Raw genomic sequence first — 20,636 nt, 5'->3', positions numbered from 1 at the left:
AGTGTATTTAAGTACCAAATACACACCCCTACAACCGTTCAAATGCTTCTTAGTCCCCGACGTCAAGAAGGACAATCTGTCCTCAAAGAAGAATTTAGCACCGACCCTTTGGTGCCTTTTAGCAACTACAACGACTCTTATGAAAACCATTGCGTGCGCGCCGTTCTCCCCGTCGGGCAGCTAACAATTACCACCGAAATAGAAGTGCTGGTCAATGAAGAAGAGGCGCCGAGCGCTCCTTTTCCTCCCTATATTTTGGTAGAAAACTTACCTACCGAAACGTTGGTATATCTTTCTCCCAGCCGTTATTGTCAGTCGGACTTACCCGAGCTTCAAAACTTAGCAAGTCAAATCGTAGGCGATGCTTCTTGGGGCTATGAGCAGGTAGAAGCCATCAGACGCTGGATTTATCAACATATCAAGTACCAATACAACACCACCAACTCTGCCACCACCGCCTTGGATCTTTTTTACCAACGGGTAGGTGTTTGCCGCGATTTTACGCATTTGGGCATTGCTTTGTGCCGCACGCTGTCCATCCCCGCCCGCATGACAGTTGGCTACCTCGACAAGCTCAATTTTATGGATTTACACGCCTGGTTTGAGGCATACGTAGGCAACAAATGGTACACTTTCGACGCCGTTCAATCAGAAACCCACGGCTACCGCGTTGTCCTTGGCTACGGCCGCGACGCCGCCGACGTAGCGATGGTGACGCAATTTGGCAATGCAACCCTCAATTCGCTGGAAGTAGAGACGGAGCTGTTGGAGGAATGAAAAACCTTTTTCCCGAAACTTAAATCAAGAAATTAAACCCTATCCTTGCCCATCCGTAGGGTTTTCCTTTGCTTTCGGGAGACTTTTGATTCAAAATCATTTTATTGAATTCTGCATTCAATGTACGCGTCTGCATGTAATAAACCGATACCTTATAGAACCTAATGCCGATGAAACAATCCCACGTCAATAAATGACGATTTACTTCGCTTGCGCGTAATTTATACACAGTTGGTGCCTCGTTGTCAAACACATCATCCTCCCAAGTTTTAAACCACCCCACCCCTTCGAGCATCGAATTATGGATGACATTTCTGTAACGCAATTCAGTAGAAATCGTACAGTTATTATACCACCGCTGATACCAAGGTTGGCTACGGTTATTATCCAATTTAAGGTCGTTTGTTCCACTTCTATCTTTAAAATTTCGGTTAGAAACCCCCACTCCTACTCCCCAAGCATCGAGTTCTGAACCCGTATGAATTTCAACGGGTAAATACACATTGAGGCTATATGGCTTCTTTTTGTAGGTAGAGTCTAAGTATTTTTCTTTTTTGAAAACGGTACTCTCGGGCGACAACAACATCAAATCTACGTGGTGGTCAATATTAAAGCCCAACCGCCCGCCATTAGCTATTTGTTTTTCCCAGTTCATCACCCTAATCGAACCTACCGTAAGGTCTTGGTGAATGATGGCTTGTAGATTTTTACCAATATTACCCCCAATGATTCCGAGTTTAAAAAAGCTTCTTGAACGCCAATGTCCGTGCTGATTGAGTCGGTATTTCCCGCGCGCGATGTACTGAAACGACGCAAAGGGCCTGTCAGTACGGGTTTGAATAGAATCCATGTATCTGCTCACGACACTCATTGATTGCGGGGTAAAATAGCCCGTATTGGCATCAACAACTAACTGTTGGCGAGTGGCGGCTTCTACTTCATCTTTCTGAAACCTAATGTAGGGTGTATAACCTTCGCCTCCCAGCATAATACTTTGATAGCTCAAGATGTTGTTGGTGTTCCAAGGCCGAAAAAGCCTCATTTTAAAGTAATCGGTCGTAAACTCAAAACGAAATCCCCCCGTGTAATCCCTGTCTTGGTTTATCTTTGAAAAGAGTAAAAAATCGTTATCATGGTATAAATTAACATTCTTGATAAACTGTTTTGAAAGGCTAGTGTATCGGTAAAAAACGAATTGCTGTTGTAGCAACAAATTCATGTGCTTTCTTACTATTTCCAAATTAGCAAGCAACCCATTGAGGTAGGTTTGGGGTGGAATTTGGGTAGATAGCAAAAAATCTATTTGCGATTGAAATCGTTCATAGACTTCATATACCACTTTATAATGGGGAATTTTTTCGACTCGGTATTCGATGTCAGACGCTGGTAAATCAGTATTGTTAAGCTGTAAGGTGGCAATGAGGCTATCGGTTAAAACAAGGTGGCTTATTTTCTGAATCAGTTCTGACAGTAGCTTTTTCTGTTGAGAACTTGTCAAAACATTAAAATTGGGAGCCTCCTTGCTGAGTTCTTTTTTTAAGGCACGTTTTTCTTTTTCAGACAAATAGGCGGTGTCAGCAAGTGGTGCCACATTCCGCATTCGTAGCTGCTTATCAGGCCCTTTCTTATTGATTACTTTCAGCAACGAATCTGAAATTTGGACAATCGTCGTGTCTCTTTTTAAAGTCGCTCTCTTGGTCGTTTGCCCAAAAGAATGCGTGACTAAATAAAAAAGGGCAATACAAATCAGGTACCGTTTCATAAGAGTTGACTTTTAGTGCCAGTTGTTTTTTAGAAAATTAAACGCATTATCATATAGCAGCGCCCCAACCAATTCGTCTGCCGAGGCAGGCAACTGCACCTCTTTGATGTCGGCAATTAGCAGAAGCTCCTGCGTTAGTCGAGCTCGAAAGGAAGCCATAAAATTCGCTTTGGGAGCTACATCCAACGCATTGATGAGCCTATCATAATCACTTCCTAAACATACATTCTTCCAAGCATTGTCTCCCCCGATTTTGACGATGTGCAACCAATTGTTGAGAAAATAATACAATCCATTCGGGTGCGCATTTCGCGGGTCAGTATTTATCTCTAAAATATCGTCGTCTAACCCCGTACGTTGAAGATGTCCATTGACACAAGCAGGAGCATCTAGCCACGGAGACGCCCCTCTTTTGGTTTTACTGAAAAGCTCGGGAGCGTGATAATTGGTGATGGATTTGGTTTTACCTAGAATTCGTTCGTCCAAAACCAACCCAATCAATCCACCCGTAGGCCCCGTTTCTACAATTTTTACAATGTCATCATCATACAGATTGATACTCCAAGGGTTGAAGCAAATTCGGTCGCGATTTAGCTCAAACGCAAACAATTGCTCATAATGTACCTTATAACATCTTCGGTCGGTATATTCGGTAATTCCTCTCACAATAGGCGTCAACTGCCCCTCTTTCACGTAATGAAAGCTTTGAGAAGCAAAACCCGTTACGCCCATGTGCGTCGCAATCAAAGGTGTGTCAGGAAACTCGTCTTCAACCAATTGATAATAATCTTGTCTTGCTTTCAAACTAAGATGTTTCAAATCTATGAGAATCCGTTTTTCACCATTTTCCTGTTGAAGGCATCTTCGAATAAATTCTTTCCCCTCTTCTGTAAGGCCATGTTCAATCGGATTGTATCCCCCAAAACGGTCAGTCCCCCCCTTTCCTGCACAATCCGTCGGAATGGCGTGGGCATGGTTTGTAAAGCGGTTTTGGGCGTGGTGTGCTAAGTTGATATGAAAGATCGTTGAGCGCTGCGGGGTAGGGGTTTTAAATTCGGTAATACGCTCTTTAATGTCCGCAATGTCTTGATTTAGAATATCGGGATTTTCATAAAAAGCATGACCTCCTTCGATAGACAACACCACATGAATGGTATTTTGAGCGCGCGGATCATATTCAACCATCGAATTGATAATCTTGTAATGCACATCCACATCATTACCGTTTTCGTCTCTGACTGTTTGGGGTTGAGATTCAAATTTTAGCGCGTGACTCAATTCTCTTAGAAGTAGCTCCCAATAACTAATACTTTGTCTCTCAATACTTTCAAGAAGATTCTTATTCAAATCTTGAGTTAGTTTTTTAATAAGCTTGATAAACGTTGACTTGGTGTAAGCATGTTCAAGTGGATACAATGCAACAATGATTAAATGCCCTCCCCCCTGAGCAATTTGGGAAAAACTGGCTTGAGAATCGACTATATCGTTAAAACCCCATTCGTCGATATTCAAAGGAATCTCCACATCCATCTCCAAAAAAGGCGTGGAAGCATTCTCTATATTTTCTTTGTTTAAATGGGTTTTAAGAAACGTATGGGTATGAAAATCGAAAAAAGGTTTCATGGGCGTAGGATTTTAAAACATTGGAAATTCAAACAAAAGAAGACTCTGTAAATCAACAGATTAAAACTTCATCTCCAACAACATACCGATGGAATCGTAGTAAAAACTTATCGAACGGTCATCGTCGCTACGCCAGTGAAAGAAATTAAGCCAAAATAATGAAGTATATTTTTATATATAGTTTACTTTAATATTTAACTTTATATCCTAAAACCTCCTTCTATGCTCTGGCACTACCTCACTTTTGCTTGGCGCCGCATTCGGCGTGAGAAGAAAATCAACCTAATCCGCATCGCTAATTTAAGTATCGGACTGGCGAGTGGCTTGGTCATTTTTCTTGTCGTCAACTACATGTTGACATTTGACCGTTATCACCCTGAGGTAGAGCGGTCTTATTGGGTTGTAACCGACCTAAAACGCGAAACAACGCTTCAAACCGATGCTGCTCCTCGCCCTCTGGCCGAAGTGCTCCGCCGCGATTATTCGTTTGTAGAAAGCGCTGTTAAATTAGAAACCTTTTTTGGACGTACCATCAGCATTCCTAATGGCCAAGGAGGTTGGGAAAAGAAGTTCAATGAATCGCGAAACATGTGCTTCACTGAATCTCAGTATTTTGATTTGTTTGGAGTAGAATGGCTCAGTGGCGACCCTCAAAAAGCCTTGGCAACGCCCAATGCCATCGTCATCAGTGAGCGATACGCCGAGAAGTATTTTCAAACCACACTCGCCCTCGGAAAAACTGTACGCCTAGACAATCGGGTCAATCTGACCGTTACGGGTATCATTAAAAATCCACCCTCAAACACCCAACTTCGTTACGACGGGCTCGTCTCCTACGCAACCCTCACAAACTTAGAACCACCCACTGCTCTCAACGATTGGTTAGGACTTCAAAGCATGTGTTTTGTTCGACTGCGCAAGGGCATTTCTCCCAATCAACTAACGACTGCCTTGGCAGCCGTTCAGAAGAAGCATTTGCCTGCCGCCGAACTTCGCAACTTTTCCTATCACGTACTTCCACTGACGGAGCTCAATCACGCTCGGAGCGGCATGGCACCTCGCCCTATTTTGTTTGCTCTAATGGCCGTTGGGTTGTTGCTTGTGGCAGCGGCTTGTATCAATTACGTCAACTTGGCCACCGCCCAAGCCTTACAACGCGCCCACGAAACGGGCGTTCGCAAAGTGGTGGGTAGCAATCGCTGGCAGTTGATAAAGCAGTTTATGACCGAAACCGCCCTGCTGACTTTCGCCGCCGTACTTCTTGCCTTAATTTTGACCCAGTTGGCCTTACCCGTGGTCAATGACACCCTCACGCAGCAAGACCAAACGCTACATCCCAACATTTCGGTCTTGGATTTGTTTACCCCCAATGCCCTACTTTGGTTTGTACCGCTGGTATTGGGTGTGGTTTTTTTTGCGGGTTTTTACCCTTCTTGGGTGTTATCAGGTTTTAATCCTATCAAAGCCCTCGCGGGGCGATTGACCCGAGCCAAAGGCGGACTCACCATTCGGAGAACGCTGATAACGGGACAATTTTTACTCACTCAGCTCTTTTTGATTGTAGTATTGGTCATTACCAGCCAACTTCGGTACATGCAAAAAGCCGATTGGGGCTTTAGAACCAACGACAAATTGGTGGTTTGGTTGCCCAAACAAGGCCCTATTCCTTACGAACGGTTGCGCAAAAGTTGGTTAGATACGCCTGGGGTACAATCCGTCACCTTTGCCAACGAACCGCCCGTTTCTCCCTACAACCGTCCCAGTCCGTTCAGTTATCATACCTCTACAGAACCCGAATCGTTTGAAATCCTCGTCCGCACCGCCGATGAGCACTACCTGTCGGCTTTTGGACTTTCTCTGGTCAAAGGGCAGAATTTTAGCAAAAAGGATACCTCTCGCCACGAAGCACTGGTGAATGAAACTTTTGTAAAACAGCTCGGCATCGCTTCCTCCAATGAAGTCATCGGAAAACCCATTCGTATCAAAGGTACGGAGCACGTTATTGCGGGTGTTGTTAAAGATTTTCGTACGGGAAATTTGCACGAGCCCATCCGCCCAATCGCGCTGGTATATGACTTATCTCACAGCTCGATGGCCGTTCTCACCTTTGCGCCCTCGGCAGTGTCCTCGGCCAGTAAAGCAGTTGAAGCAATTTGGAACAACACTTTTCCAGAAGATATTTACAGAAGGAGTTTCTTGAATGAACTGCTCGATTCTTTCACAAAAATGGAGCAACTTTTGGCTGGTTTTGTGCAGATTTTCGCCTTTATTGCCATCGCCATGAACTGCCTTGGGCTGTACGGCTTGGTGACGTTTATGGCCGAAAAACGGGCGAAAGAAATTGGTGTTCGGCGAGTGCTTGGCGCGCGAACCGAGCAATTGCTGTGGGTTTTTGGGCGAGAATTTAGTCGCTTATTGTTGGTAGGGTTTGCCATTGCCGCCCCCCTAGGTTGGTGGCTTACGTCGGGTTGGTTGCAGCAATACGCTTATCGCATCCAAATGAGCGGCTGGTTTTTGGTGGCTACACTTGGGCTTATGGTTGCCATTACCGCTGCCACCATCATAGGCCATGCAATGAAAGCCGTCGTGACCAATCCAGTGAAGCACTTGCGAGCAGAGTAAAATAACACGAGTTTGAAACCAATAAAGTAATGCTCAAAACAAAGCACCACGCTCAAGATGAACGTGGTGCTTTTACCTTGATACCTCACTAATTCTTCTTCAATTTCTCTTTAAACACCTTGCGGAATTTATCCACTTTGGGTGCTACCACGAAGGCACAGTAGCCTTGATTTGGGTTGTTGGCAAAATAATTTTGGTGGTATGCTTCGGCCACGTAAAACTTTTCTGCTTTCGCCACTTCCGTCACGATGGGCTTACTGTAAGCGCCAGAAGCATTGAGTTCTTTGATGGCTTTTTCGGCCAACTGTTTTTGCTCATCATTGTGGTAAAAAATGACCGAACGGTACTGCGGCCCCACGTCGTTTCCTTGACGGTCTTTGGTTGTTGGGTCATGAACGCGGAAAAATACTTCCAACAATTCTACGTAACTCACCTTTTTAGGGTCATACTTAATTTCTACGCATTCGGCATGGCCCGTTACTTTGCTGCATACTTGTTCGTAAGTGGGATTTTCGATAAACCCACCCGAATACCCCGACACCACCGACTCCACACCTTCCATCTCGTGATAGACGGCTTCGGTACACCAAAAACAGCCCGTACCAAAAGTTGCGGTGGCCAATCCTGTCAGCGCTTTTGCTTTGTCTTCCATTTGTTCGATTTTTTTTGCCGACTGTCCACACGACGAAAGAGCCGTCAACGTCAGCGTTCCGAGAATAAGTTTTTTGAGGAATGTTTTCATAATTAATCAACAAAAAAGGGGTTGTGAAAGTGCCTTGACGTGTTTCCCGCAAATACATACGAGAAAAGACGTAATTTTAACGAACTTTGCAGCGAAAAGTTTTGTGATACAATTATCTGACTTTTAATTCAAAGCGAATGTCAGCCATCTGACACTTTTTCCAAAATGACGAGAACCGAGCTTTCCACTTTAGGCGAATTTGGGCTAATTGAGCGCATCAATCAGCAATTTACTCCTGTTTTGCCCCAAACCATCAAAGGAATTGGTGACGACGCTGCCGTCATCGACACGGGCAGTGATGAATATACTTTAGTTTCGACCGATATGCTCATCGAGGGTGTTCATTTCGATTTGAGCTACGCCCCTCTAAAACATTTAGGCTTTAAGGCCGTGGCCGTCAACGTCTCTGACATTGCTGCCATGAACGGTACTCCCCGCCAAATTACGGTAAGCATTGGACTAAGCAACCGTTTTTCGGTAGAAGCCATTGATGAGCTATATGCGGGTATTCAAACAGCGTGTGAAGCCTACAAAGTTGACTTGGTAGGAGGCGACACAAGTGCGTCGCGGTCGGGGCTAGTGCTATCAGTAACGGCCATCGGAACGGTCAAAAAAGACAAAATCGCGTACCGAAGCGGTGCCCAACCCAACGACGTCATTTGTGTGACGGGCGACTTAGGTGCGGCGTACTTAGGACTTCAATTGCTCGAACGCGAAAAAAGGGAGTTTTTGGAAAACCCCAACATGCAACCACAGCTTGAAGATAAGGCTTACTTGGTAGGCCGTCAGCTCAAGCCCGAAGCACGTACCAACATCATTTATGAGTTGAATGATGCCGATTTGGTACCTACTTCAATGATTGACGTATCCGACGGATTGGCGTCCGAAATCTTACATTTGTGCAAACAATCAGGAACGGGTGCCCAGATTTTTGAAGAACATATCCCTGTCGCCGATGAGACATTTCTCACCGCTGATGAGTTTAAATTAAGTCCTTTAACAGCGGCGTTGAACGGTGGCGAAGATTACGAGTTGTTGTTTACGATTAAACAAACCGACTACGAAAAAATCAAAAACTCACCGCACATTAGTTTCATTGGTTTTATGACCAATGACCCATCTGCCGTAGAAATTGTGACCAAAGGAGGCGGCCGCTTCCCCGTGCAGGCGCAGGGTTGGCAGCATTTGACGCGCTAATAAGTGTGGGTTGTGAGCGGCGTGTTCGGGTTGCTCACAACCCGTATTATGGTGTATGGGTTGTGAGCAACCCACACCACTACATATTCACGAGGGTACTTCCGCGAAGTACGGGCACAACGTCGTATAAGTCGCGCTGCAAGCAGTACGCAATGTCTTTATGAATCCCTAAGCGCTGCAAACGACGCACGTGCGACGAGTTGGCGACATATCCTAACAAGTCATTTTGGGCTTGTTGGTACGCCCGCATGGCCATCAAGGCACTATCTTCTCCGATCATGTATTCGTCTTTGAGGGCATCGACCAACGCACCTGCAAACAAGGTATCTTCCAAATTGACCCGACCTTTCCAGCCCGCACACAACACGAGTACGTCGTAAGGCTGCGATTTAAGGTGGTTAACAATCGCTCCTAAATTCAAAAATGCGCCCACCAATACTTTCACCGCCGAGGTTTTGGCTTTAGTGATGGATAAAGTACCGTTGGTGGTCGTCATCGCAATGTTTGCCCCCACTAGGTCTTCATCCATGTAGCTAAACGGCGAATTATCGAGGTCAAACCCTTCGACTTTCATGGCATTCCGTTCGGCAGCGGCGATGTAGCCTTTTTGTTGAAGTTCAAAACATTCTTCCACCGTGGCTACAGGCGTGATACTTCCTACGCCATAAGCCAGGCCTGTCACCATGCACGAGGTAGCCCGAAAGATGTCCGTCACTACAACAATCGTATTATCAATATTGTGCAGGTGAAGCAAATCGGGGGTTAAACAAACATCAATTGATTTCATACAAAAAATATTAGACCGTTGGTTTTACAAAAGGCAATTTCACTACTTGGGCTTTGAGCAAACGCTCGCGTACTTTTACAAAAATTTCACTTCCTACTTTGCTGCTTGCCAATGGAACATAACCAAGTCCAATTCCTTTTGACAAAGTTGGCGACTGCGTTCCCGAAGTGACGTGTCCAATCACCGCACCTTCTGCATCGCATAGTTCATAATGCCCGCGCGGAATACCACGGTCAATCATTTCAAAACCTACCAATTTATTGGCAAGACCCGCTTGTTTTTGGGCAAAAAGAACGTCAGAATCAATAAAGTTTTTGGTAAACTTAGTCACCCAACCCAGTCCCGCCTCCAACGGCGAAGTGGTATCATCAATATCGTTTCCATAAAGGCAATAGCCCATTTCTAAACGAAGCGTATCGCGTGCGCCAAGGCCAATTGGTTTGATAACCAGCTCTTTGCCTGCCTCAAAAATAGCATTCCATACTGCTACAGCGTATTCTTTTGGTATGTATAACTCAAAACCACCCGCACCCGTATATCCAGTGGCAGAGATGATGATGTCAGGCAAGCCCGCAAACGTACCTTTCACAAAGGTGTAATAGTCCATTTCTGACAAATTAACCTCAGTGAGTGATTGCAGCGCTTCGGCAGCTTTGGGGCCTTGAACGGCAAACAAACAAAGGTCGTCCGAGATGTTTTGCATTTCGACACCTTCGGTATTTTGGCCCTGAATCCAATTCCAATCTTTTTCGATGTTAGAAGCATTGACGACCAAAAAGTATTCATCCGCACTCACTCGATACACCAACAAATCATCCACTACCCCGCCTTTTCCGTTGGGCAAGTAGCTGTATTGAATTTTTCCGTCAAAAAGCACCGAAGCGTCGTTGGCCGACACACGCTGAATCAAGTCCAAAGCTTTTGGGCCTTTGACAATAAACTCACCCATGTGCGACACATCAAACACGCCCACGCCGTTGCGAACGCAGTGGTGTTCTTCGAGGTCAGACGAATAGCGAACAGGCATTACGTAGCCCGCAAATGGTACCATTTTTGCCCCCAACTGTTGGTGTAGGTCGTTAAGAGGAACTGTTTTTAGTTGCTCAGTCATGTTCTTGGCTTGTTGAAATTTTGGGTGCAAAGCTACCTTTCTAAATTGACAATCAGAAAAGTGCAGGTTTTGAAAAACGAGTTATTTCAAAAAAATGAACAAGACGCTCTAGCGGCATTTATAAATTCCGCGTACTTTTGTCTAGGAATCAAGCTTTTAAGAAAGCCATGGGAAAGAAAAAGCCACCTATCAACCAAGTAGCCATCGATTTTCATTTGCCCAACCGCACGGTGCTGCATTTGGGGCAAATCGCGGCTCAACGGGAAGGAGAGCATCTTTTCCAAACGCTCTTGACGGAAGAGTGGCTGCTCGAACCCGCTGGCGAAGCCGCCGATGTGTCGTCGGGGCAGGAGATTATTCGGCAAATTGGGCGCCGACTTGCTTACCCCGAAGACGTAAAAGTGGCCCAACTTCACCACGTCGAAAACGATTTTGTAGGCTTTTCAGCCTTGTATCAAAACAAAGGATGGGTTTTTATCAATGCCAAAGCGTCTGATTACGAACGCCACTACTACACCTGTTTTTTGGTCACTTCTTTGGGGTTATACATGAACTACCCTGCGGCTGAACTTAGCACCCGCGCCGAACAGTTGGTGTTTGAAACCTTCCTTCCCGAAACAGACGTGCGCAGCTTTTTTCACCGAGGTATCTCCAAGCTTTCACCGTCATTGGCGATGGACATTGCTGATTTTTTCCAAATGCCTTTTACGGTTATTTTAAAACGTGCTCTTTTACTCGAAATCATTTCGGACGAGCAATACCGTAACTTCCGAACCGTCAAGCCAGAACGCCCCGTCAAAGCACGGCCCCTGTTTGTTTCCAAATCAAGTGAAAGTGAATATGCAGATGAACAATGGGGGTAATTTCCTCTTGACATCTATCCCTGATTTTTGTAGATTTGTTTTCGCGAGTTACCCGTGTCATCTCCCTCATTGATACGCTCTTGCGCCGTTTTCTTTATTACTCAACGTAAGTCAAACACTTTTCAATCGTGCATCGTATTATTTCCCCCAAAACACTCTTAGGGTATGCCTTAGGCATTTTTATTACCCTACCCTTCTATTCATGTCGGCGCATTGTAACAGGAACGATTAATTGCAAGGACATCGCCACTTACACATCCCCCTACGGCCTGTTAAACTCCATTCAAGCGACCGTCGGTGACGTGTATTACATCAATCAAAAAGACAAGTTTGTGGGGTATATATTCCACGAACAGCCCGATTCGAGCCATATTTTGGTGGATAATTCCATCAATTCTTTGATGATTTCAGCCGACATTAATTTATCGACCTCGCTCGATTCGGAGACGCCAAAAATCAAACTACTCTCGGCTAAAGTTGAAGAAAGTCTGGAGCGAAATACCCAACTCAAACTCAAAAATGCCACTCGTGTGCGGCTTAATCGACCGTATTTTTTTCTCCAGAAAATCGAAACCGAACAAAACGAGACGTTTGCGAAGTTGAACCAAGACAACGTTTTATTTATGGTGATTACGAGCGTCGTCTATTCCGATTCTCTATCGCTCGAAACCAAAAACAATAGCACAAACCAGAGCGGGATTCAAACCCTCAAAATTGAAGGCATCACGTTTCAATTGACTTCTAACTGCAATGATTTAATCAACGTCGAAGGCAAAAAAACGGGGGTATTTTTTAAAGCATTGTTTTTCAGCTACGATAAAAACACCAAAAAGCTCGTTCCTTACCCCCAACTCTTCGATTTCAAAAATTACGTTGTAAACACTGTGAATCAATAACTCAACAACTCAACCTTATGTCTATTTTTCCATTCCAACACCTTGTTTTCAAAGGCGGCGGCGTCAAAGGCATCGCTTACGTAGGTGCTATGAAAGCACTCGAAGAAGCCAACATCAGTTCCCAAATCAACGGCTTTGCTGGTACGTCGGCAGGCTCCATTGTAGCTGCGCTGGGCGCTTGCCGCATTTCTTCCGACACGCTCAATACATTTTTGGCCTCCACCAATTACGAAAACTTCAAAGACAAAGGAGGTATCTTCAATTTTGTGGAAGACCTTGCCAGCAAATTTGGCCCTTATGAAGGCGATTATTTTTTGAACAGTTGGTTCAAAGTTTTTCTCCAACAACAAAACATTAATCCCGCCATTACTTTTGAAGAAGTATATGCCCAGTTTGGAACTACGTTAAAGGTATTTTCAACGGACTTGAACACGCAAAAAATTCAGGAGTTTTCAGTGGCAAAAACCCCCAATGTTCAAATCGCGATGGCGGTGAGGGCCTCCATGTCAATTCCTATGTTTTTCAAAGCATGGCAATTTCCTGACGCTAACCCCAGCAGCCACCTTTATGTGGATGGCGGCGTGATGTATAACTATCCCATTGATACGTTTGATAACACAAACAGCCCCGCTGATGCTACTTTGGGCTTCTTCTTGGCCGACTTACAAAAAGCCGCCCCGCCTAACCAATTAACCTACGGCGTTGACCAATTAGAGACCTACATCAAGTCGCTGTTTGAAGCCTTGCTAAACTCTCAAAATTGGATGATTGAAAAGAATTTATACGAAAGCGAACGCACCATCCAAATCGACGATTTAGGAATTTCGGCTACTGATTTTAGCATTACACCGCAGCAAGTACAAGCTTTGTACCATTCGGGATATACCTCCACCAAAACATTTTTACAAGCTTTTCTAGGCTGATTTTACCCCTAACTTAGCTCCTCTTTTTTGGCCTAACCTTTTTGGAAAGTATTCCCAAAAAGGTTAGGCATTTTTAAATCAATAAATTCAAAAAAATAATTTGAAAAATAATAGAAAAGAGGGTAATATTGTGTCCAAACGACACATTAAGAAGAATGAACCAATACCCTCATTCAACCCGCTTACTGGTTGCCATCGACTGTATCATCTTCGGATTTGACGGAGACGAGATAAAACTGCTAGTTATCAAACGTAATTTTGAACCAGAACGCGGCAAGTGGTCATTGATGGGCGGGTTTGTAAACCAAGAAGAAGACCTAGAAGTAGGAGCTGAACGAATTTTGCATGAACTGACAGGACTAAATAATATTTATGTCGAACAATTACTGACGTTTGGCAAGGTAAATCGTGATCCTGTAGAGCGCACCATTTCGGTTGTTTTCTTTGCGCTTATCAACATCCACAGCCACGACGAAGAGTCTGTTCGGGCACACAATGCCCATTGGGTAAGTTTAAAAAATATGCCTCAACTCATTTTTGACCACGAAAAAATGGTTCAAAATGCCCTTGAGCGCCTGCGCTATAAAGCCGCCCTCCACCCCATTGGTTTTGAGCTCCTGCCCGAAACATTCACCATTCCCCAATTACATAAACTTTACGAAGCCATTTACGGTATGCAGTTGGACAGACGCAACTTCAGTCGTAAGATTTTGTCCACGGGCTTGCTGGTAGATACGGGTGAAAAAAATGAAAACTCGGCGACGAAAAAAGCCATTTTGTATCGCCTAGACAAAGAAAAATACGAAGACAAGTTTCACTCTTTTTGGTATTTTATGCCAGAACCTTCCGCCTAAATAGGTAATATTCAACGAAATAGAACAAAACATATCATGCAACATCAATACACTATTGGGCTCGACTACGGTACTGATTCGGTTCGGGCCTTGGTTGTGGATACCCAAACGGGTGAAGCGGTGGGTACAGCCGTACATTACTACGAGCGTTGGAAAAAAGGGCTCTACTGCCAACCTGAATTATCTCAATTCCGCCAACACCCGCTCGACTACGTTGAAGGGCTTGAGGCGTCTATCAAAGGGGCATTACAAGGACTTCCAAGCGAAGTGGCGGCCAATATTGTAGGAATTTCGATTGACACGACAGGCTCTACGCCCGTGGCTGTCGATGAACAAGGCACCCCGCTTTCACTCCTTCCCGAATTTGCCGAAAATCCCCACGGCATGTTTATTCTTTGGAAAGACCATACGGCCAACGCCGAAGCCGAGGAAATCAACGAAGTAGCGCATCGCTGGCCCATTGATTACACCAAATACGTCGGGGGTATTTATTCTTCTGAATGGTTTTGGGCAAAGATTTTACGTACCCTCCGCGTCGATGAGCAAGTACGTGCTCGTGCTTTTTCGTGGGTAGAACACTGCGACTGGATTTCGGCCGTACTAACGGGCAATACCCATCCGTTAGAAATGAAACGCTCACGCTGCGCAGCAGGACATAAAGCGATGTGGCACAATGAGTTTGATGGCTTACCTGCCGAAGACTTTTTGGTAGCCATCGACCCACTGTTAGAAGGATTACGTGCTCGTTTGTTCCAAAACTCTCATACTTCCGACCAAGCCATGGGCGTAATTTCGGAAGAATGGGCCGCTCGTCTTGGCTTACCCAACGATGTCATGATTGGCGTTGGAGCGTTCGACTGCCACATGGGAGCCGTTGGAGCCGAAATTCAACCCTACGATTTTGTACGGGTAATGGGGACTTCTACCTGTGATATGCTTATCGCTCCCAACGAAGAAATCGGTCACTTGTTGATTCGCGGTATTTGTGGGCAAGTCGATGGTTCGATTATCCCAGGAATGCTCGGAATGGAGGCAGGTCAGTCGGCTTACGGCGATTATTACGCGTGGTTTCAGAAAGTCATTACCGAACCTGTACGCACGTTGTTAGGCGAAACTGCTGCCGAAGAGCTTGCCCAAAAACTGATTCCATTTCTTTCGGAAGAAGCGGCAAAACTGCCCGTGACGGACAAAGACCCCGTTGCGCTCGATTGGGTCAATGGCCGACGCACACCCGACGCCAACCACTCGCTCAAGGCCGCCATTTCTGGACTTAACCTCGGTACGGACGCCATCAAATTTTTCAAAGCGATTGTAGAAGCTACGGCATTTGGTTCCAAAGCCATTGTGGACCGCTTCATCAACGAAGGCGTTCCCATCAAACAAGTAATTGCAATCGGAGGTGTGGCAAAAAAATCCCCCTTTGTAATGCAAACGCTCTCTGACGTTTTAAACATGCCCATCAAAGTGGCTAGTTCGGACCAAGCCTGTGCCTTAGGTGCAGCCATGAATGCCGCAGTTGCTGCAGGAGTACACCCAACACTACTGGACGCCCAAAAAGCAATGGGCTCGGGTTTTGACGCGCTTTACGAACCAAATGCCGACAAATCCTCTGTTTATCAACGGCTTTATCAGAAATACATCCAACTTGGTGAGTTTGTTGAAAAGGGCACTATGGCAAATTAACCTTGCAAATCTTACATTGAAATGTAATATTTACAAGGTTAATTAATTAAATAAATGATTGCGAGAACTCAAGAAGCGTATATTTCGACACTGTTAAGCTACTTTCCTGCCGTGGGAATCGTAGGGCCGAGGCAAGTTGGGAAAACAACATTGGTCAAACATTTGGTGGAATCATTTCCAAAACCCTCTATTTATTTTGACTTAGAGTCGCCTAACTCTTTTCGACAGATTAGCACCGACCCTGAATGGTTTTTATCACAATACCAGAATCAAACCATCATTATAGATGAGGTTCAAATGTTACTCCCTTTATTTCCCGTGCTACGGTCACTTATTGATAGACACCGAGTAGCAGCGAGGTTTATTTTATTGGGGTCAGCCTCGCCTGATTTTCTAGCCCAAAGCTCAGAAACACTTGCAGGAAGAATTGCTTACGCCGAGCTTAGTCCCATTCATGCACAAGAAGTAAATAGTAGCCATATTGACTTAAAAAAACATTGGTTTAGAGGAGGATACCCAGATGCCTTATTATCCCCTAACGATATGATTTGGCAAATTTGGCAGCAAAATTTTATCAAAACATACGTTGAGCGTGACTTAGAACGCTTAGGAATGAGTTCTAATCCAATCGTTCTATTCACACTGTTGAAAATGTTAACGAGTATCCAAGGATCATTACTGAACTATGCAAACTTGGCTAATTCAATGCAGTTAGACCAAAGAACCATTGCTCGGTATCTCAATATTTTGGAACAAGCGTTCATTGTTCGGCGTCTCCAACCGTGGTTTGTAAATATCAGTAAACGGCTAGTGAAGTCTCCTAAATTTTATTTTAGAGATAGTGGCAACTTCCATTTTCTAGCAGATATATCTGACTTTCAATCACTAACTCACCACTTATCTGTAGGTAATTCGTGGGAAGGTTACGTCATTGAGCAGATTTGTTGCCGCCTCAATGCTTCTGTCAAACCGTACTTTTATCGAACGGTCAGTGGTGCTGAAATAGATTTGGTACTCGTCAAAGGCATCGAGCCGCTGGTTTCTATTGAAATTAAATTATCAACGGCAACTGCGCTTACCCGTGGCTCGACAGAAGCTGTGAATGATTTAAAAACCAAGCACAATTTTATCATCACCACCGAAGGGGGTAATTACCTCTATCGACCAGAATGGAGGGTATGTAGTGTCCTCGAAATCATCGAACATTTAACAACATTAAATTTAATTACCTAATATGCTCAAACAGTTTGAAGTCTGGTTTGTCACAGGAAGCCAGCATTTATATGGAGAAGAAACGCTACGTCAAGTTGACGAGCATTCTCAAATCATTACCGATTTTTTCAACGACTCCCCTACGATTCCAGTGCGGGTGGTTTTTAAACCCGTTGTCAAAACGCCCGACGAGATTTTGACCATTTGCAAAGAAGCCAATAGCACTCCCAACTGTGTGGGTATTATCACGTGGATGCACACATTTTCGCCCGCTAAAATGTGGATAAATGGCCTCAATGCGCTTCAACTTCCGTTGCTCCATTTGCATACGCAGTTTAACCGTGACATTCCATTCAACGACATTGACATGGATTTCATGAACCTCAACCAATCGGCGCACGGCGACCGTGAGTTTGGGTTTATTATGACCCGGATGCGCCTCAACCGCAAAGTGGTGGTAGGACACTGGCAGTCGGAGAATGTTCTCGAAAAAATCAATATTTGGAGCCGCGTTGCCGCCGCCAAATATACCATGCAAACAATGAAAGTGGTGCGTTTTGGGGACAACATGCGCCAAGTAGCCGTAACAGACGGCGACAAAGTAGCAGCCGAAATGAAGTTTGGATTTTCGGTTAATACCCACGGAGTAGGCGATTTGGTGAAGTACATTAATCAGATTTCGGAAGCCGATATTTTTACCCTTCTTCAAGAATACGAAGACACCTACGAGATGATGCCTTCGTTGCTCAACGGCGGCTTGATGCGTCAGTCGGTCTTTGAAGCAGCACGTATCGAGCTCGGTATCAAAGCATTTTTGGAAGAAGGTGGTTTTTCCGCTTATACTAACACCTTTGAAGACCTGCACGGAATGCGCCAACTTCCAGGCATTGGCTCGCAGCGCATGATGGCCGCAGGCTACGGCTACGGTGGCGAAGGCGACTGGAAAACCTCGGCCATGGTACGCGTCATGAAAGTAATGGCGAGTGGCTTGAAGGGTGGTAACTCATTTATGGAAGATTATACCTACCATTTCGACCCTGCTAACCCGATGGTACTCGGCTCGCACATGCTCGAAATCTGCCCAAGTATTGCCGCCAATAAAGTAAAATGCGAAGTCCATCCACTAGGAATTGGGGGTAAAGAAGACCCCGTTCGTTTGGTATTCAACGCGGCCGCAGGACCTGCCCTCAACGTTTCATTGATTGACTTAGGCAACCGTTTTCGTCTGTTAGTCAACGAAGTAGAAGCTGTAGAAGTGACCGAAACTTTCCCAAAACTTCCAACGGCTCGCGCTCTTTGGAAACCACAACCAAGTATGGAAGTTGGCCTTCAAGCCTGGATTTTGGCGGGCGGTGCTCACCACACAGTTTACAGTCAAAACTTGACCACGGAATACATCGAAGACTTTGCTGAAATGTTAGGGGTAGAGCTCGTTGTCATTGACAAAAATACGACCATCCGTGGGCTCAAAAACGACCTGCGTTTCAGTGAAGTAGCGTACAAATAGTTCTTGTGTTAGAATTTTAGCCACCACCAAGTATGAGTATTTATCAATCGCTGAAAGAAGAGTGTTTTGAAGCCAATATGCAACTTCCGAAGCTCGGGCTTGTGCTTTTTACCTTTGGTAATGTAAGCGCCGTTGACCGCTCGAAGGGAGTTTTTGCCATCAAACCAAGCGGAGTTCCGTACGAAAACTTACGCCCAGAAGACATCGTCATTATGGACTACGATGCCAAGGTCGTCGAAGGTACCATGCGCCCTTCGTCGGATACTAAAACGCACGCGTTGCTCTATAAAACGTGGGAAGACATTGGCGGAATCACCCATACACACAGTACCTATGCCGTGGCTTGGGCGCAGGCGGGGCTTGATATTCCCATTTTTGGAACCACCCACGCCGACCATACGCACCAAGACATCCCCTGTGCTCCCGTACTTACCGACGCGATGATTGAAGGTGACTACGAACACGAAACGGGCAACCAGATTTTTGACGTATTCACGGCCAAAGGGATTTCACACAAGGAAGTTGAAATGGTTTTGCTACAAAATCATGGGCCATTTACGTGGGGAAAAAATGCAGAGAAGTCAGTATATAATGCCGCAGTCTTAGAAGAAGTAGCGCGAATGGCCTACCTCACGCTCCAAATCAACCCTAGCACTCCGCGTATCAAAGATACGCTCCGCATGAAACACTATGAACGTAAACACGGCAAAAACGCCTATTACGGACAAGGATGTTAGGTAACGTCGAGGGTAAAACCTTCCCGAAAGTTTTTAAACTTTCGGGAAGGTACCGATTTCAACCCCGCCCTTTCACACAAATCCTTTAAAGCCTAAGTATATTTTTCCAAAAGAATCGTTTAGTTTATTTAAACATTCAACCCAACCAATTATTCCATGAAATCTACCTTTTTGCCCCTCCTTTTGGCAGGGCTAGTTATCTTCCAAAGTTGCTCCAACAAATCTTCAGAAAGCAGCGAGTCAACCACCGAAACGCAAGCACTCAAAATTGAAAAAACCGATTTTGGTAAACTTCCTGACGGACAAACTGCCGAGCTTTATACCCTCAAAAATGCCAATGGGATGGAAGCAAAAATCACCAATTATGGCGGCATCATTACCCATCTTACCGCCCCTGATTCTAGCGGTGTGTTCGACGATGTGGTTTTAGGCTATGATTCATTAGCAGGTTACCTTAAATCAAGTCCATATTTTGGCGCAATTGTAGGTCGTTACGGAAACCGCATCGCCAAAGGAAAATTTGCCCTTGATGGTAAAACCTACACTTTGGCGGTCAACAACATGGTCAATCACCTTCATGGTGGTACAGTAGGCTTCGATAAAGTTCTTTGGAAAGCCGAACCGATTGAAGGCGAAGAGCCTGCACTTAAACTTTCGTACGTAAGTAAAGACGGCGAAGAAGGCTACCCAGGCAACCTGAATGTGACGGTAACCTACACGCTTAAAAAAAACAACTCGCTTAAAATTGATTACACTGCCACTACCGACAAAGCGACGGTTGTGAACTTGACCAACCACACGTATTTCAACTTAACGGGCGCAAAACGTGACATTCTCGATCACCAGTTGACCCTGAACGCCGACCGTTTCTTACCCGTTAATGAAACATTGATTCCAACGGGAGAATTAAAACCTGTGGCGGGAAATGTATTTGATTTTACCAAAGCGACAGCCGTCGGGGCACGTATCAATGATCCTAAAGACCAACAAATCAAGTACGGTGGTGGTTACGACCACTGCTGGGTGTTGAACAAAAAAGACAAGGAGCTTAGTCTAGCTGCTACGGTGTATGAGCCTACAACGGGCCGTATCATGGAGGTTCAGACGACCGAACCTGCGATTCAGTTTTACACAGGCAATTTCTTGGACGGCAGCATCACTGGAAAGAAAGGAACAAATTATCCAAAGCGCTTTGCGCTCTGCCTCGAAACTGAGCACTATCCTGATTCGCCTAACCAATCAGCATTCCCAACAGTAGTGCTTAAACCAGGTGAAACGTACCAAACAACAACGATTTATACGTTTTCGGCGAAGAAGTAAAAAAACGAAAGGCAAATAGT

General features: G+C 45.1%; 17 protein-coding genes. 12 read left to right on the top strand and 5 right to left on the bottom strand.

The genetic code is table 11. The features are described from left to right. Positions 1 to 42 precede the first annotated feature (42 nt). Entirely contained in the window at positions 43 to 777 is a 735-nt protein-coding gene (locus tag K339_RS0113420; RefSeq protein ID WP_229598738.1) for a transglutaminase-like domain-containing protein, read from the top strand. A 19-nt stretch (positions 778 to 796) separates the two neighbouring features. Here the strand turns inward: K339_RS0113420 and K339_RS0113415 are convergent, their stop codons facing one another. Both K339_RS0113415 and K339_RS0113410 read right to left on the bottom strand, forming a co-directional pair. Beyond that, positions 797 to 2,539, bottom strand: coding sequence for a lipid A-modifier LpxR family protein (locus K339_RS0113415; protein WP_028524049.1), 1,743 nt, complete (start codon positions 2,537 to 2,539; stop codon positions 797 to 799). A gap of 12 nt (positions 2,540 to 2,551) precedes the next feature. Continuing rightward, the gene (locus K339_RS0113410) at positions 2,552 to 4,162 is read right to left on the bottom strand and encodes a hypothetical protein (RefSeq protein WP_028524048.1); all 1,611 of its coding nucleotides are present in this window, start codon (positions 4,160 to 4,162) and stop codon (positions 2,552 to 2,554) included. Positions 4,163 to 4,384: 222 nt separating this feature from the next. On the opposite strand from K339_RS0113410, the gene K339_RS0113405 reads away from it, so the two are divergent. Continuing rightward, a complete protein-coding gene (locus K339_RS0113405; RefSeq protein WP_028524047.1) occupies positions 4,385 to 6,784 on the top strand; it encodes an ABC transporter permease in 2,400 nt (799 codons plus the stop codon). A gap of 88 nt (positions 6,785 to 6,872) precedes the next feature. On the opposite strand, the gene msrA is transcribed toward K339_RS0113405, so the two are convergent. After that, positions 6,873 to 7,526: a peptide-methionine (S)-S-oxide reductase MsrA gene (msrA, locus tag K339_RS0113400; RefSeq protein WP_211243799.1), complete on the bottom strand. Its 654-nt coding sequence runs from the start codon at positions 7,524 to 7,526 to the stop codon at positions 6,873 to 6,875. A gap of 165 nt (positions 7,527 to 7,691) precedes the next feature. Here msrA and thiL point away from each other — a divergent pair, with 165 nt between their 5' ends. Next, positions 7,692 to 8,723 (top strand): thiamine-phosphate kinase, encoded by a 1,032-nt coding sequence (thiL, locus tag K339_RS0113395; RefSeq protein WP_028524045.1) that lies wholly within the window; start codon positions 7,692 to 7,694, stop codon positions 8,721 to 8,723. Positions 8,724 to 8,802: 79 nt separating this feature from the next. On the opposite strand, the gene K339_RS0113390 is transcribed toward thiL, so the two are convergent. Together K339_RS0113390 and gcvT are read right to left on the bottom strand one after the other, a co-directional pair. After that, on the bottom strand, positions 8,803 to 9,510 hold the full coding sequence (locus K339_RS0113390) for a 2-phosphosulfolactate phosphatase (protein ID WP_028524044.1): 708 nt from the start codon (positions 9,508 to 9,510) through the stop codon (positions 8,803 to 8,805). Positions 9,511 to 9,520: 10 nt separating this feature from the next. Continuing rightward, on the bottom strand, positions 9,521 to 10,621 hold the full coding sequence (gene gcvT, locus K339_RS0113385) for a glycine cleavage system aminomethyltransferase GcvT (protein WP_028524043.1): 1,101 nt from the start codon (positions 10,619 to 10,621) through the stop codon (positions 9,521 to 9,523). A gap of 167 nt (positions 10,622 to 10,788) precedes the next feature. Between gcvT and K339_RS33610 the strand changes: the two genes are divergently transcribed. The 9 genes from K339_RS33610 (at position 10,789) to K339_RS0113340 (ending at position 20,616) form a co-directional block, all read left to right on the top strand. Then, a complete protein-coding gene (locus K339_RS33610) occupies positions 10,789 to 11,484 on the top strand; it encodes a hypothetical protein (protein ID WP_037300316.1) in 696 nt (231 codons plus the stop codon). 128 nt (positions 11,485 to 11,612) lie between these two features. Next, complete coding sequence (locus K339_RS0113375) at positions 11,613 to 12,380, top strand: hypothetical protein (RefSeq protein ID WP_028524042.1); 768 nt, start codon at positions 11,613 to 11,615, stop codon at positions 12,378 to 12,380. A gap of 17 nt (positions 12,381 to 12,397) precedes the next feature. Then, positions 12,398 to 13,303 (top strand): patatin-like phospholipase family protein, encoded by a 906-nt coding sequence (locus tag K339_RS0113370; protein ID WP_028524041.1) that lies wholly within the window; start codon positions 12,398 to 12,400, stop codon positions 13,301 to 13,303. A gap of 155 nt (positions 13,304 to 13,458) precedes the next feature. Next, complete coding sequence (locus K339_RS0113365) at positions 13,459 to 14,157, top strand: NUDIX hydrolase (RefSeq protein ID WP_028524040.1); 699 nt, start codon at positions 13,459 to 13,461, stop codon at positions 14,155 to 14,157. A gap of 36 nt (positions 14,158 to 14,193) precedes the next feature. Beyond that, a complete protein-coding gene (locus K339_RS0113360; RefSeq protein ID WP_028524039.1) occupies positions 14,194 to 15,840 on the top strand; it encodes a ribulokinase in 1,647 nt (548 codons plus the stop codon). Positions 15,841 to 15,894: 54 nt separating this feature from the next. Further along, positions 15,895 to 17,073, top strand: a complete 1,179-nt coding sequence (locus K339_RS0113355) for an ATP-binding protein (RefSeq protein ID WP_028524038.1) — start codon at positions 15,895 to 15,897, stop codon at positions 17,071 to 17,073. A gap of 1 nt (position 17,074) precedes the next feature. Then, positions 17,075 to 18,559: an L-arabinose isomerase gene (araA, locus tag K339_RS0113350; RefSeq protein ID WP_028524037.1), complete on the top strand. Its 1,485-nt coding sequence runs from the start codon at positions 17,075 to 17,077 to the stop codon at positions 18,557 to 18,559. Positions 18,560 to 18,591: 32 nt separating this feature from the next. Then, positions 18,592 to 19,296, top strand: a complete 705-nt coding sequence (locus tag K339_RS0113345; protein WP_037300308.1) for an L-ribulose-5-phosphate 4-epimerase — start codon at positions 18,592 to 18,594, stop codon at positions 19,294 to 19,296. Positions 19,297 to 19,452: 156 nt separating this feature from the next. Next, positions 19,453 to 20,616, top strand: a complete 1,164-nt coding sequence (locus K339_RS0113340) for an aldose epimerase family protein (RefSeq protein ID WP_028524035.1) — start codon at positions 19,453 to 19,455, stop codon at positions 20,614 to 20,616. The last annotated feature ends 20 nt before the right edge of the window (positions 20,617 to 20,636 follow it).

This window comes from Runella limosa DSM 17973, assembly GCF_000482465.1.
Classification (GTDB): Bacteria; Bacteroidota; Bacteroidia; order Cytophagales; family Spirosomataceae; genus Runella; species Runella limosa.
The sequence above is the reverse complement of the archived record's forward strand: the minus strand, read 5'-3'. Positions and strand labels throughout refer to the sequence as shown.

What these genes read in the sequence shown, in the direction of transcription:
- K339_RS0113420 (WP_229598738.1), top strand. Translation starts at nt 43, where the DNA reads ATGCTTCTTAGTCCCCGACGTCAAGAAGGACAATCTGTCCTCAAAGAA.
- K339_RS0113415 (WP_028524049.1), bottom strand. Translation starts at nt 2,539, where the DNA reads ATGAAACGGTACCTGATTTGTATTGCCCTTTTTTATTTAGTCACGCAT.
- K339_RS0113410 (WP_028524048.1), bottom strand. Translation starts at nt 4,162, where the DNA reads ATGAAACCTTTTTTCGATTTTCATACCCATACGTTTCTTAAAACCCAT.
- K339_RS0113405 (WP_028524047.1), top strand. Translation starts at nt 4,385, where the DNA reads ATGCTCTGGCACTACCTCACTTTTGCTTGGCGCCGCATTCGGCGTGAG.
- msrA (WP_211243799.1), bottom strand. Translation starts at nt 7,526, where the DNA reads ATGAAAACATTCCTCAAAAAACTTATTCTCGGAACGCTGACGTTGACG.
- thiL (WP_028524045.1), top strand. Translation starts at nt 7,692, where the DNA reads ATGACGAGAACCGAGCTTTCCACTTTAGGCGAATTTGGGCTAATTGAG.
- K339_RS0113390 (WP_028524044.1), bottom strand. Translation starts at nt 9,510, where the DNA reads ATGAAATCAATTGATGTTTGTTTAACCCCCGATTTGCTTCACCTGCAC.
- gcvT (WP_028524043.1), bottom strand. Translation starts at nt 10,621, where the DNA reads ATGACTGAGCAACTAAAAACAGTTCCTCTTAACGACCTACACCAACAG.
- K339_RS33610 (WP_037300316.1), top strand. Translation starts at nt 10,789, where the DNA reads ATGGGAAAGAAAAAGCCACCTATCAACCAAGTAGCCATCGATTTTCAT.
- K339_RS0113370 (WP_028524041.1), top strand. Translation starts at nt 12,398, where the DNA reads ATGTCTATTTTTCCATTCCAACACCTTGTTTTCAAAGGCGGCGGCGTC.
- K339_RS0113365 (WP_028524040.1), top strand. Translation starts at nt 13,459, where the DNA reads ATGAACCAATACCCTCATTCAACCCGCTTACTGGTTGCCATCGACTGT.
- K339_RS0113360 (WP_028524039.1), top strand. Translation starts at nt 14,194, where the DNA reads ATGCAACATCAATACACTATTGGGCTCGACTACGGTACTGATTCGGTT.
- K339_RS0113355 (WP_028524038.1), top strand. Translation starts at nt 15,895, where the DNA reads ATGATTGCGAGAACTCAAGAAGCGTATATTTCGACACTGTTAAGCTAC.
- araA (WP_028524037.1), top strand. Translation starts at nt 17,075, where the DNA reads ATGCTCAAACAGTTTGAAGTCTGGTTTGTCACAGGAAGCCAGCATTTA.
- K339_RS0113345 (WP_037300308.1), top strand. Translation starts at nt 18,592, where the DNA reads ATGAGTATTTATCAATCGCTGAAAGAAGAGTGTTTTGAAGCCAATATG.
- K339_RS0113340 (WP_028524035.1), top strand. Translation starts at nt 19,453, where the DNA reads ATGAAATCTACCTTTTTGCCCCTCCTTTTGGCAGGGCTAGTTATCTTC.